Origin of the sequence: Stenotrophomonas sp. GD03654 (assembly GCF_029845105.1) — a bacterium.
In the GTDB taxonomy this organism is placed as follows: Bacteria; Pseudomonadota; Gammaproteobacteria; order Xanthomonadales; family Xanthomonadaceae; genus Stenotrophomonas; species Stenotrophomonas africana.
In genome coordinates this window covers 22,115-34,525 of sequence record NZ_JAOCLC010000031.1, presented here as the reverse complement: position 1 = coordinate 34,525, position 12,411 = coordinate 22,115, and the positions used below count along the sequence as shown (strand labels likewise).

At 64.0% G+C, this 12,411-nt stretch carries 13 protein-coding genes and 1 tRNA gene; 5 read left to right on the top strand and 9 right to left on the bottom strand.

From position 1 onward, the window contains the following. Nucleotides 1-24: 24 nt before the first annotated feature. Both cml and N5J73_RS12835 read right to left on the bottom strand, forming a co-directional pair. Nucleotides 25-1,227 (bottom strand): CmlA/FloR family chloramphenicol efflux MFS transporter, encoded by a 1,203-nt coding sequence (gene cml, locus N5J73_RS12840; protein ID WP_080354944.1) that lies wholly within the window; start codon nt 1,225-1,227, stop codon nt 25-27. Nucleotides 1,228-1,480: 253 nt separating this feature from the next. Beyond that, nucleotides 1,481-1,933, bottom strand: a complete 453-nt coding sequence (locus tag N5J73_RS12835; RefSeq protein ID WP_279941030.1) for a PA2169 family four-helix-bundle protein — start codon at nt 1,931-1,933, stop codon at nt 1,481-1,483. A gap of 465 nt (nt 1,934-2,398) precedes the next feature. On the opposite strand from N5J73_RS12835, the gene N5J73_RS12830 reads away from it, so the two are divergent. Then, nucleotides 2,399-3,040 (top strand): glutathione S-transferase family protein, encoded by a 642-nt coding sequence (locus N5J73_RS12830; protein WP_049449079.1) that lies wholly within the window; start codon nt 2,399-2,401, stop codon nt 3,038-3,040. Nucleotides 3,041-3,064: 24 nt separating this feature from the next. On the opposite strand, the gene N5J73_RS12825 is transcribed toward N5J73_RS12830, so the two are convergent. Further along, nucleotides 3,065-3,472 carry a hypothetical protein gene (locus tag N5J73_RS12825; protein WP_049449077.1) on the bottom strand — a complete coding sequence of 136 codons (408 nt, stop codon included), beginning with the start codon at nt 3,470-3,472 and terminating at the stop codon, nt 3,065-3,067. A gap of 49 nt (nt 3,473-3,521) precedes the next feature. Then, nucleotides 3,522-3,941, bottom strand: a complete 420-nt coding sequence (locus N5J73_RS12820; protein WP_006395620.1) for an H-NS histone family protein — start codon at nt 3,939-3,941, stop codon at nt 3,522-3,524. A gap of 118 nt (nt 3,942-4,059) precedes the next feature. Between N5J73_RS12820 and N5J73_RS12815 the strand changes: the two genes are divergently transcribed. Then, the gene (locus N5J73_RS12815) at nt 4,060-4,452 is read left to right on the top strand and encodes a DoxX family protein (protein WP_049449072.1); all 393 of its coding nucleotides are present in this window, start codon (nt 4,060-4,062) and stop codon (nt 4,450-4,452) included. Between the two features lie 18 nt (nt 4,453-4,470). Here N5J73_RS12815 and N5J73_RS12810 read toward each other — a convergent pair whose 3' ends face one another. Beyond that, on the bottom strand, nt 4,471-6,246 hold the full coding sequence (locus N5J73_RS12810) for a serine hydrolase domain-containing protein (RefSeq protein WP_239508862.1): 1,776 nt from the start codon (nt 6,244-6,246) through the stop codon (nt 4,471-4,473). Between the two features lie 647 nt (nt 6,247-6,893). Here N5J73_RS12810 and N5J73_RS12805 point away from each other — a divergent pair. Both N5J73_RS12805 and N5J73_RS12800 read left to right on the top strand, forming a co-directional pair. Beyond that, entirely contained in the window at nt 6,894-7,457 is a 564-nt protein-coding gene (locus N5J73_RS12805) for a hypothetical protein (RefSeq protein ID WP_049451464.1), read from the top strand. Continuing rightward, nucleotides 7,454-7,969, top strand: coding sequence for a hypothetical protein (locus N5J73_RS12800; RefSeq protein WP_065428149.1), 516 nt, complete (start codon nt 7,454-7,456; stop codon nt 7,967-7,969). Before N5J73_RS12805 ends, N5J73_RS12800 begins: the two co-directional genes overlap by 4 nt. 109 nt (nt 7,970-8,078) lie before the next feature. On the opposite strand, the gene N5J73_RS12795 is transcribed toward N5J73_RS12800, so the two are convergent. The 4 genes from N5J73_RS12795 to dtd form a co-directional block, all read right to left on the bottom strand. Beyond that, nucleotides 8,079-8,154: transfer RNA gene (locus N5J73_RS12795), tRNA-Ile, on the bottom strand. 52 nt (nt 8,155-8,206) lie between these two features. Continuing rightward, complete coding sequence (locus N5J73_RS12790; protein WP_099589675.1) at nt 8,207-8,875, bottom strand: hypothetical protein; 669 nt, start codon at nt 8,873-8,875, stop codon at nt 8,207-8,209. A gap of 138 nt (nt 8,876-9,013) precedes the next feature. Then, complete coding sequence (rpoD, locus tag N5J73_RS12785) at nt 9,014-10,867, bottom strand: RNA polymerase sigma factor RpoD (RefSeq protein WP_049449065.1); 1,854 nt, start codon at nt 10,865-10,867, stop codon at nt 9,014-9,016. A gap of 90 nt (nt 10,868-10,957) precedes the next feature. After that, nucleotides 10,958-11,398, bottom strand: a complete 441-nt coding sequence (dtd, locus tag N5J73_RS12780; RefSeq protein WP_049449062.1) for a D-aminoacyl-tRNA deacylase — start codon at nt 11,396-11,398, stop codon at nt 10,958-10,960. Nucleotides 11,399-11,459: 61 nt separating this feature from the next. Here dtd and N5J73_RS12775 point away from each other — a divergent pair, with 61 nt between their 5' ends. After that, nucleotides 11,460-12,380 (top strand): lauroyl acyltransferase, encoded by a 921-nt coding sequence (locus N5J73_RS12775; protein WP_049449060.1) that lies wholly within the window; start codon nt 11,460-11,462, stop codon nt 12,378-12,380. The last annotated feature ends 31 nt before the right edge of the window (nt 12,381-12,411 follow it).

The window sequence follows — 12,411 nt, the reverse complement described above, 5'->3', positions numbered from 1 at the left end:
GGCGGCCTCTTGGCCGCCCCATTTTTATTCACTGCCCAAGGCTATGTGGCACCGCAACGCCGCCACAGCGATCAGACTTGCCAGGGGCAACAGCAGGCCATAGGCCACCAGCGGCCACACCGTGTCCCCTGGCAACAAGACGGTAGCCAGTGTCCCGAAGCCGGCCACGATCACGCTCTGTACGGCGTAGTAAAGCGCCACCGCCGTACCCGACGCGTCGGCGAAATCACGCAACGCGCCATGGGCGGCCACCGAAACGACCATCACCAGCCCCACCGCAATGCCCCACATCGGCAGCACGACACTGGCAAATGACAGTGGAAACACCGCAGCGAGCGCCATCAGCAGCACACCCACCATCATCACGCAGAGCCCGCGCAGGAAAGTGCCACGTACCGCCCAGCGTGCAATGAACCGCTTCGCCACGCGCGAAGTGAGGATCATCACCAGTGCCACTGTCGCGAACGCCAGGCTGAACGTGATCTGCGAATACTGCATGCGCTCGACCAGCACGCGCGGTGCAATCGAGAAGAACACGAAGAACGTACCCATCGCCGCACTGAATCCCAGCGTGTATGCCCAGAAGGCGCCACTGCGAAGCACCCTCTGTAGTGCCGGTCCCGCTTCTGCACCAGATGCTGGGCGGCTTTCCTGCCACTGGCGTTGCGCGCGCAGGCCGGCAACCGCGCCAAGCACGCCCAGAAGCACGAAGATCACGCGCCACCCCGCTGCCGTTGCCACCAGTGCCCCCAGCATCGGCCCCAGCGCCGGTACGAAGGCCAGCATTGAAGCGAACAGCCCGTACAGCGACGCGCCTTCCGCTGTATCCGCGTATACATCACGCACCGTGGCAAAGGTCGCCACCAATGCCGCCGACGCCCCCACCGCCTGCACGGTGCGCCAAGCCAGGAATGCGCCGCCACTGCTGGACAGCGCCAACGCAAACGACGCAACGGTGAACAGCAACGCCCCCAGCAGCAGCACCGGCCGCCGCCCGATGCGGTCGGACAACGGGCCGAACAGCAGTTGGCCGATGCCGAGCAACAGCATGTAGATGCTCAGCGTCAATTGCACCAGCGTAGGCGATGCACCCAACGCATTTGGCATCAAGGGCACTACGGGGAGATAGATATCCATGGCCAGCGAGGCCAGGAGGTCGAACGGCGCCATCAGCGCAATGGCCGATGGCAGGGTATGGGCCCAACGCGGGGCCTGTCGATTGAACACGGGGAGTCTCCGCCCAGAGTGAATCCGGCGGTGATCCATCCATCTCGCGTGCATCGCAGGGATGGGCACCGCAACAACGTCTGCTTCGTTGTTGCGGCTCAGCGAACTGTCTGCGGACCGTTCCCGTTGTTCATGGTGTCCATCGTTGACCGTGCGGAACCGGTCAGAGTGTAGCAGCGACCGGTTCAGGGTGACCGGGGCAGCGATGCCGCCCCGGCCGCGGCGACCCCGGGGAGTGGGCCGCCGATGATCATCAAGCCGCCTTCATCGCATGCTTGCGCGCGCGCATCACGTTGTGGCATTCCTGCACTTCCGGCAGCAGCTGGGTCACTACCTGACGCACTGCCGGCGGCAGCTCGTTGTCCTTCAGCACGTCCTTGAACGCACCCAGCAGGCGGTCTTCGGATTCCTCCAACTCGGCCACATAGCCGTAGTTGGTATCGCCGAACGCGGCGCGGACCTTGCCGTAGAACTGCTGCATCGAGCCGACCACGGTGCCATGCTCGGCAGGCTTGCCACCGCTGGCTGCAACCGAGCCACTCAATGCGGCCACGATGCGGCCCTTGACGCCGGCAATGCGAGTGAACAGGGCCGAAAGCTCGGCGTCCTTCACCTTGGTCGCGGCTTCTTCATAGAACGACTTGCCGTCACGGGCGATCTCGATCAGGTCGTTGAGGCGATGTTCGATGGTGGACTGGGTGCTCATGGCGTTGCTCCTGTATCGTCGTTTCGGGGGAGAAAAGCAGCCTCGACTGCGCTGCCTGCGGATCCACTCTGGACATGCTCGTGTAGTTCGCAGGTGAGCAACGATTGATACGCACATCACTTCACCCAACCCGCACTGACTGCTTCACGTCACAGTGGCGCGTGGATCACATCGAGCGATCCTGGGCAACTCACCAAGGTATGAAGAGGATGATCACCACGATCACCAGGACTGCGGCGAGCACTCCCATCAGCACGTTTCTCTGGCGCCAACTAGGCTTCGGTTTCCCGGGGGTATTCATTCCTGCTACCTGTCTCTGCGGATGACCCCGGCAGACTGATCGATCCAGGACAGTGCCTGCGTGCAGATCACGTGCAGGCGACGTGCAGGGCACCGCCCCTGTCGATTTTCGGCACACTCGCTCGTCAGATCATCAAACCTTCCTTGACCGCGCGGACTGTTCCCATGCCTCCCATCCTCACCGCCTTCGCCACCTCCCCCGACCGTGGCCAAGGCCTGGCCCGCGACATGCGCGTACGCTGGGCGCTGGAGGAACTGGCTGTGCCCTATGATGTGCAGCTGCTCAGCTTCACCGAGATGAAGCAGCCCGCGCACCTGGCGCGCAGTCCCTTCGGGCAGATTCCCACCTGGCAGGACGGCGGCCGGCTCCTGTTCGAATCCGGCGCGATCGTGCTGCACCTGGCCGAGCAACACCCCGGCCTGCTGCCAGCCGATCCGGCTGCACGCATGCGCGCGATCATGTGGATGTTTGCCGCGCTGAACACGGTGGAGCCGCCCATCGTCGAACGCTCCATGGCCTGGGTACTGGAGCGCGAGCAGCCCTGGTATGCGCAGCGTCTGCCGATGCTTGAAGAGCGCGTGCGTACGCGGCTGTCACAACTGTCCGCCTGGTTGGGCTCGGCGTCGTGGCTGGAGGGCGAATTCAGCGCCGGCGACCTGATGATGGTCTCGGTGCTGCTACGCCTGAAAAGCAGCGGCCTCCTAGACGAGCACCCGCAGGTGGTCGCCTATGTGGCACGCGCAACGCAACGACCGGCGTACCAGCGCGCGTTCGCCGCGCAGCTGGCGGTATTCCAGAACGCCTGAGGCTACGCCCCGTGGGCAGAGGCATCAGCGCAGACTGCGCCGACACGCAGCCTGCACCAGCATCAGCTGTGCCACCAGGATCAGCATCGCGCAGCCTGACAGCAGCCATGGATCGATGTACCACTGCGCGTTGAAGCTGAAATCTCCGGCGGAAATACGCTTCCAGCCGTTGAAGTGCTGCATCGCCGCGACCACGAACGCGAAGCCGCCCGCGGTGTACGACAACCACGGCACGATGAGCCCGCCCGGTCGCGCGAACAGCGTCAGCACACCCAGCACGCCGATGACCGTGCGCTGCACGCGGCAGTATGGGCAGACATAGGCCATTCCGCTCCATTCCACCGCCCAGGCCAGCAGGCTGACCAGCACGGCCGCGCCTGCAGCTGTGTACAGGACTTTCGGCGTGATCGTCATGCCACCCTCGTGTGCCATCCCGTGCTCCTCGGTTGAAAGACCCGGGCAGGGTAGCAGTGCCGCAGCCTCATCCCTTCTTGATGACGGTCCGCTTGCCGATGGTGCTGGTCTTGCCAGCGGTCGGCCTGGCCAAGCCAGGAATCAGGAAATCGGTGGCCTTGTGGCCCATCGACACCTTGGACGCCAACCAGCGCGGCATGCGCCCGCGACCGGTCCAGGTCAGGCGCTTGTATTCCGGGTCGCGATACTTGGGCGCGACTTTGCCGGATTTACGGCGGGCGGATTTGCGGGCAGGCGCAGGTGTTTCCGAGGCTTCCCCACCGAAGAGTTCTTCGAGGGTGTAGCCGGCTTCGGCCGCGGCGGCTTTCAGCATCCGTCGCACCGCACTGGCCGGACGGCGGCTGGAAATCAGCTGTTTCCGCTGTTCAGCGGCAACCACCAAGGCGCCCAGCTCCCGAAGGCTGAGCGATTCAATATCAATCGTCATGGGAGAAAGGTCTCCTGCGAACCGCCAGCTGTCAAGGCGCCTTGCGCCTCGCGTAGACACAGGCTTCACCGCCGGTGGGCTCCGATCACCCTCGACGGCCATCTCCGAGGACACCGACGTGAGCCACGCATCCCACTCGCTCGCTTACCTGCTTGCACGCATCCTGCTGATGGCGCTGTTCCTGGTCTCCGGCCTGGGCAAGCTCGGTGATCTCAACGGCACCCAGGGCTACATGGAAGCCATGGGCGTGCCCGGCCTCCTGCTCTGGCCCACCATCGCCTTCGAGATCGGCAGCGGACTATGCATCCTGCTCGGCTTCCAGACCCGGCTGGTGTCGGTGGTGCTGGTGGGTTTCAGCCTGGTCACCGCCTTCATCTTCCACCACAACTTCGCCGACCAGACCCAGCAGATCATGTTCCTGAAGAACCTTGGGCTGGCCGGTGGCTTCCTGCTGCTGGCCTGCACAGGCGCCGGGCGCTACAGCATTGACGGCCGGGGGCGGCGCGCCTGACCCAACGCCACGCAGGCATCAGCCAGCGTCCGCATTGCGGACGCGCTGCAAGCGCAGGTTGCGCCACGTCGGCTGGAGGCCACGGAAGTCCACGGCTTCGCCATCGCTGGTGAACAACAGGCCAGGCTCCACTTCAGCAACCAGGCGGATGCCATCGATGTACAGCCAGCCCTGTCGTTGCTCCAGCACAACGGACATTGACGGCTTGCCCCATTGGTCGATGCGATAGCGACCCAACCAGGGGTGCCAATGGAGGGTATTCGGCCCGGCAGGCATCTCCATGGTGTCGTTCTGGTCCAGGCCATCTTCCCCGTTCGTACATTCCAGATGCGCAGGCAGCATGTCCGTTGCCGCATGGTAACGGTACGTCGCAACCTCTCCATCGGCGCCTTCGGTAAACAGTTGATCGCCGTCGATGGCCGCAAGCCGGGTACCCGCTTCACTGGCCTCTCGACGCAACAGCAATTCACCATTTTCGGCAGCCACAATCTTCGCTTTGGCGCTGCGACCAATCCAGTTTCCCGCCATCCGCTGCAGCTGGCTCTGGTTCAATCGGATCGGCGCCAGCGACGATACCGGCACCCGGGGCTGCCGTGGTCCGAAACGCGCCGACAACAGTCGATCGAGCAGACGCTCGCCGAAGCCGTACCCTGCGGACGTCGCACGGTTGAACATTGCAGCGAAACCCACCTGCGCCTGCGGGCAGTACGTGAAAACGCAACCGAATCCGAAGCCGCCACCGCGGTGGTGCAGCAGCCGTACCGGTGTGCTGCCGTAGCGGCGCTCGCTGCGCATCACACCTAGCCCGTAGTCGCCACCCAGGCCGAAGCCATGCATCTCGTCCCAGAGATGAGGTGCGAGCAGTTGCTGCGTGCCTGCCTTACCGCCAGCAAGCATGAAGCCAAGATACTTCGCCATGTCGGCAGCACTGGTCCAGACGCCACCGGACACCACCAGTGGCGTCACCGGCGGTACCTGCACGAAGCCTTCCTGGGTTCCCAATGCGCGGCCCTTGCTTGCCAGATAGACCGACGCATCCGCCGTACTGTCGCGCATTCCCAGCGGCTCGAAGATCCGACGCCGCAGCCACTGCGGGTAATCGACACCCGCAGCCTGTTCAAGGACATGGCCTGCAAGGTCGAAGCCCAGGTTGGAATAGCGGTAGCGCGTACCTACCGGAAAGCGCAGCCATGTCTGGGAGATGCTTCGGACATGCGCATCAAAGCCCGGTGACGCCGGTTCGTAGTTGTTGCCCAGCGGCGCCTCGTGCGTGAATCCAGCACGGTTGGCGAGCAGCAGGCGCAGCGTGATGTGCTCCTGCGGTGAATGCTCAAAGCGGCTGCGCACCGTGAACGACGGCAGATGGTGGGTAATGGGCGCGTCCAGCTCAAGGATGCCGTCCTGCACGGCCAACAGCACCGCCACCGCCGCGAAATTCTTCGAGGTGGACTGGATGCTGAACATCGTACTGGCGTCTACTGCTGCACTACCGTCGCCCGATGCGTACCCGAAGCCCTCGGCCCAGCGCACCTGCCCGTCTTCGACCAGGCAGACGGCAGCGGCACCGATGTCGCTGCCTTTCATGGCGGAGCGGATTGCATCCCGTTCCGTCTCGATCAAGCTCTCAGTAAGGACTGCATATGTCTTCCCGGTAGCAATGCCCGCCGGCATGAGCGCGGCCGCTGGAACGGCAGCGGCACTGGCCAGGAAGGTGCGACGACTGAGCGTACCAGGCATCAGATCACTCCACTTCGGGATGCCGTCATCTTCTCGCCAGCAGAAATGGTTGGGCATGTGTCATTCGACACAGGGGGCGGCGATGGACGGTGTTGCGCTGTCTGCGGCTGAGCGGGCCTCAGCCGGGAGGTTCCAGCAAGCGGAGTCCCTGCGCCGAAACAAAGGCGCGGGACTCCTTCCAATAGGCTTGTGGCGGTTCCCGCAGCTCTGTTAGTGACCCGTAGTCGTTGATGTGCAACGGGTCGCCCGGCACCGGGCCCGAAGCGTGTGCCGGACCAGAACGTAAACAAGAAATGAATACAGACCACAGAGGACTGGGGGAGGCCGCACCACTTTTCCGTTCTATGCGGGCGATGCAGATGTGCACACGGGATCGAATCCATCACCGGCGACCTGCGTGCACTCCGTTTCAGTTGCGCGAGCAACTCCAACGTTGTTGCGTCGCGTACCAGACTCAGTGTTCATCGCAAGGAAACTGCACCACCCTCATGGAATACAGAAGTTCATCGCAGAAATTCGCTGCAGCACTCATCGTTGCCGCACTCGCCACGGGAGCAGTAGCCGCCTTTCTCCTCCTTCGCCCCACGCCACAGGCCTCGCAAGCAGCACCGAAGGTTGGACAGGCGGGAGGACCGCGCGAGAATCCCGCCGCGCCGACACCTTCGGCGGCGTCACCCGCGTTACGGCCTGCCAACAGCACGAGCATGCTGTTTCCCGGTGTTCCGCAGAATCGCGATGCCATGGAGCCCAAGGACGATGATCCCTTTGATGGGCGTAGCCGCGAGGAGCAACGCTGGCTGGACGAACACGGCTATCCGAATACCGCGCAGTGGGCTTCCTACTCCAGCGCGCCGGATGCGTTGCTGGAACAGGCCGCCAATAACGGCGACAAGCTTGCCCGCACGATCCTGGACTCGAGAAGGCTCCCCGATCGAGCGGCCCTGGACCAGATGATGTCGTCCGCCGTGGACGGCAACTACTTTGCGTTGCAGTTGCTTGCGACACATTTCGCATCCACCGGTCGAGCGGGAAACATCAACGCATACGCGGTTTCGCGTGTCCTGGAGATGCGCGCAGACCCTTCCGCTGCGCTTGGCAGGGAAATCATGTTCTCTGCGCCACTCACCATCGAGGAGCGGATGCAGGGGGAGGCCGAAGCGCTTCGCCTGAACGCTACCTTCAACCAGCTCTACCAGGGAAGAACGGGCAACCCGTTCGTTCCCGATTACCGCCCGTTCCCCGTTGACAACTCGCAAGGATGGCAATGAAACCTGTAAGTAAATTCGCCCTGGCCACCGCAGCTTTCACCATTACCGGTGTTGCTCTGGCCTGCACCGTTCTTCCAATGCTCCCGTTCTCGATATCGGTCGACCTGAAGGATATTGCGGCGGCCAAGCAAGCCGGTGCCTCGTCCGCAGAGGCACCCAACCGGGCATTCCTGAAGAAACTGGATGAGACCGCTGAAAGGACCTTCGGTGCCGATGCATGGCGCAACACGTCCTTCGTCGGCAACGTCATGTACAAGACGAAAATCATGATGATGACCGGCTCAAGCATGATCACCGTCAGCAAGCCGTGCGGGAAGTCGGCAGAAGAGTCAGGCGGCACTGAAGACAGCTTCGCCTCGACACCGCCGTCTGGCGGTGGCGGTGGCGGAGGTGGCACTGGCGGTGGTGGCGGGATCGGCGGCTGGTTCCCCGGTGGTGGCGGGTGCTTCGGCAACTGTCAGCCGCCCCCGCCCGGTCGCGTTGGTCCCATCGAGAATCTGCCGCGATCCTGAGGGCCCTTCAATGAAGGGGCATCGCCGCAAGGTGCTGCCCCTGGCGCCCCCTGATGCACCAGCCAGACGCCATCGGGGCTTCGTCACTGGACTTCGTTGGACAGCGATGTGGTGGGCCCATCAGGATTCGAACCTGAAACCAAGGGATTATGAGTCCCCTGCTCTAACCGTTGAGCTATAGGCCCGGCGCAGCCTCACAGTGTAGTGAGGCCGGCAAAGGGTTTCCACTGCGCGCCACTACTGCCCCAGGCGCTGCATCAACCGATCCAACGGCGCACGGTTGTGGTACTCACCGCGCAGGCGGCGCTCGTGCTCGCCACACTGTCCGTTGTCAGCCACCACCAGGTCGGCGCCGCGCAGCAGTACGCGTGTAGTGCAGTCACCCTGGCGCAGATGCAGTACGTCTTCGTCCTCCTCCGGTGCAGCGCGGCCCAGGACCCGCGGTGCCGCCCCCTCGCCGCCCTCCTGCGTGCTCAGCTCGAATGCGTCCCCCTTGGCCGCGATGTCGATGGCATTTCCGTCACTGCGTTCCCAATGGGCGACCCAGCTGGTCAAGCTGGTCTCGTAGTAGTTGCTCGTTTTCATCACGCGCGACTCCGGCGCCCAGCCCACCACTTCCTTGCTCGGCGAACGTGCTTTCACGCAGTAGTAGTTGTTCCAGCTGTCGCCGATCACCAGGCCGGTCCCCGGTTCCATCTCCTCGCCACTGCGGCACCCCTCCCGTTCCTCGTCCAGGCAGCCTTCTGCCTCGCCCAGCAGCAGCACCTGCCCGGCGTCGACCACGCGACCCACGGCATAGTCGAACTGGCTGCTGAAGAAACTCTCGGCATTGCATGCCGGTGGTTGTGGAATATCCGCCCAGGCAACCAGCGGTGACAGCGAGAGCAGCAAGATCGGCAGTTTCATCGGCATTCCATTGACCAGTGCGAAAACAGGACACGCATCCTATCCCGTCGCGTGCAACGCGGACGAGACCGCAGGCAAAAAAAAACAGACCCCGCTTCCGCGGGGTCTGTCGGATGCTTCATATGCAGCGGATACCCGTCAATCGATATCCAGGAAGCTGCGCAGCTGCTCCGAGCGGCTCGGGTGACGCAGCTTGCGCAGGGCCTTCGCTTCGATCTGGCGGATGCGCTCGCGGGTCACGTCGAACTGCTTGCCGACCTCTTCCAGCGTGTGGTCGGTGTTCATGTCGATGCCGAAGCGCATGCGCAGCACCTTGGCTTCCCTCGGGGTGAGGCCGGCCAGCACGTCGCGCACGGTTTCAGACAAGTTGATGTTGGTGGTGTTCTCGATCGGGGACTCCACGTTGGTGTCCTCGATGAAGTCGCCCAGATGGGAATCCTCGTCGTCGCCGATCGGGGTTTCCATCGAGATCGGCTCCTTGGCGATCTTCATCACCTTGCGGATCTTGTCTTCCGGCATGTCCATTTCCTTGGCCAGCTCCTCCGGCGTAGCCTCGCGGCCGTACTGCTGGAGCATCTGGCGGGAAATGCGGTTCAACTTGTTGATCGTCTCGATCATGTGCACCGGAATACGGATGGTGCGTGCCTGGTCGGCAATCGAGCGGGTGATCGCCTGGCGGATCCACCAGGTGGCATAGGTCGAGAACTTGTAACCACGGCGGTACTCGAACTTGTCCACGGCCTTCATCAGGCCGATGTTGCCTTCCTGGATCAGGTCGAGGAACTGCAGGCCGCGGTTGGTGTACTTCTTGGCGATCGAGATCACCAGGCGCAGGTTGGCCTCGACCATTTCCTTCTTGGCCTTGCGCGCCTTGGCTTCACCGTAGGCCATGGCACGGCTGATTTCCTTCAGCTCTTCCAGGTCCAGCTGGGTCAGCTTCTCGATGTCGATCGTCGCCTGCTGTTCGGCGATGATCTGGTCCTTCACTTCGCGCAGGGCCGAAGACCACTTCTGCTTGCGCTTCAGCGCGTCTTCCACCCACTCCAGATTGGTCTGGTTGCCTTCCCAGGAGCGGATGAAGTCCTTGCGCGGCATGCGGGCAGTGACGGTGGCCAGGTTCAGCACGCGGCGCTCATGGGCCTTGATCGACGCCATGGTGTCGCGCAGTTGCTTGGTCAGCACATCGGTCAGCGGCAGCGGCAGCTTCAGGGTGACGAACACCGCCGACATCTCTTCGCGCAGGCGCGGCAGGTTCTTCTTGTCGCCCTTGGTCGCCGCCTTCTTGAAGGCATTGAAGGCATCGCTCAGCGCCTGCATGCGCGCAGCGACTTCCTCCGGGTCCGGACCGGTCGGTGCGGCTTCTTCCTCGCCACCCTCGACATCATCGTCCTCGTCCTCGTCGGCTTCGGCGTCGGCATCATCGCCATCATCGGAAACGACAGCGGCGGGCGCAGGCACTTCGTCGGCCAGGTCGTTGAAGCCGACGATCACTTCGGCCAGGCGCTTCTTGCCTTCCTTGTGGGCTTCGTAGTCGGTCAGCAGCGACTCGACCGAGACCGGGAACTGGCCCAATGCAGCCTGGACCTGCGAAAGGCCTTCCTCGATGCGCTTGGCGATGGCGATTTCGCCTTCGCGGGTCAGCAGCTCGACGGTGCCCATTTCGCGCATGTACATGCGCACCGGGTCGGTGGTACGGCCACCTTCGGTGTCGAGCGCGCTCAGCGCGGCGGCGGCTTCTTCGGCCGCGGTGTCATCGACTTCGCGGTTACCGGTGTTGCCGTCGTTGAGAAGCAGGGTTTCCACATCCGGCGCAACTTCATGGACATCAATGCCCATGCCGTTGATCATGCCGATGATGTCTTCGATCTGTTCCGGGTCGACCATGTCGTCCGGCAGATGGTCATTGACTTCGGCGTAGGTCAGGTAGCCCTGTTCCAGGCCCTTGCTGATCAGTTGCTTGATTTCGGATTGGGCAGGACGTTCGTTGGCCATGTAGTGCTCGCGCCACCGGCTAGGGAGAAATAGGGAACGTAGCATTATACCAGCCCGGGGCCCGGCCTGCCGGGCGGTGGTCCCGGCGGCCTAGGGCCTGAGAAGGAAGGTCACGGGACCGTCATTGACCAGGCTGACGACCATATGGGCACCAAATCGACCCGTTTCCACCCCTGGCGCGTGATTTTCACGACAGATCTCGACAAAGCGATTGAACCCGCGTTCAGCCTCGTCCGGCGGCGCGGCGCTGGTGAAGCTGGGCCGCATGCCCGATCGGGTGTCGGCCGCCAGAGTGAACTGGCTGACCAGCAGCAGCCCACCGCCGGTGTCGCGCAGCGACCGGTTCATTTTTCCGGCCTCGTCGGCGAACACCCGGTAGCCCAGCAGGCGCTCGGCCATGCGGTGCAGCTGGGCCTCGGTATCGCCCGGCTCCATGCCCACCAGCGCCAGCAGGCCCGGGCCGATCTGCCCCACCGCCTCGTCATCGACATGGACGGCGGCCTGGCTGACACGCTGGATCAGGACGAGCATCGTGGGCTTCCAATGAACAGGGCCGGCCACGATAGCAGCGCCCTTGGCTAAACTGGCGCCGATGAATCCGCAACGCAAAGCCCGGCTGGTCTATCGCGCCACCACCCTGTTCGCTCGCCTGCCCTGGCCACTGCTGCGGGGGTTCGCGCGCGCCCTCGCGTGGGCGTGGATCAATCTCAACGCCCGTGAGAGCCGCGTCACCCGGCGCAACCTGGAACTGGCCTACCCGGAGCTGGACGGCGCTGCACGCGATCGCCTGCACCGCGATCTGCTGCGCTCCACCGCGTTGCAGGCCATCGAGACCCTGCGCCTGTGGAGCCAGAGGCCGGCCGACAACCTGCGCCTGCATCTGAAGCAGCGCCATGGCGAGGCCCTGTACGACGCAGCCCTGGCCAGCGGCAAGGGCGTGATCGTGGCCGCGCCGCACTTCGGCAACTGGGAGCTGCTGAACCAGTGGCTGGCCTCGCGCGGGCAGATCGCCATCGTCTACAAACCGCCGGAGGACGAGGCCAGCGATGCCTTCCTGCAGCTGGTGCGGGGCGGCCAGAACGTGCAGCAGGTGCGCGCCGAAGGTCCGGCCGTGCGCCAGCTGTTCAAGGTGCTCAAGGACGGCGGTGCCACCGGCATCCTGCCCGACCAGCAGCCCAAGGCCGGCGACGGCGTGTTCGTGCCGTTCTTCGGCGTGCAGGCGCTGACCATGACCCTGGTCAACCGCCTGGCCGAGCGCACCGGCGCCACCGTGCTGTATGGCTGGTGCGAGCGCATCGGGCCGGACATGGAATTCGCCCTGCACATCGAGCCGACCGACCCGGCCGTGGCCGACCCGGACCCGCAGGTAGCCGCCACCGCCCTCAATGCCGGCATCGAGCGCATCGCCCGCCGAGATCCGGCGCAGTACCAGTGGACCTACAAGCGCTATACGCTGCGGCCACCGGGCAGCGGCGAGGAAGACCCGTACGCGACTGAGGAACACCCGCACTGACGCCCGCCGGGTCCCTGCGACCGGCGGCCGC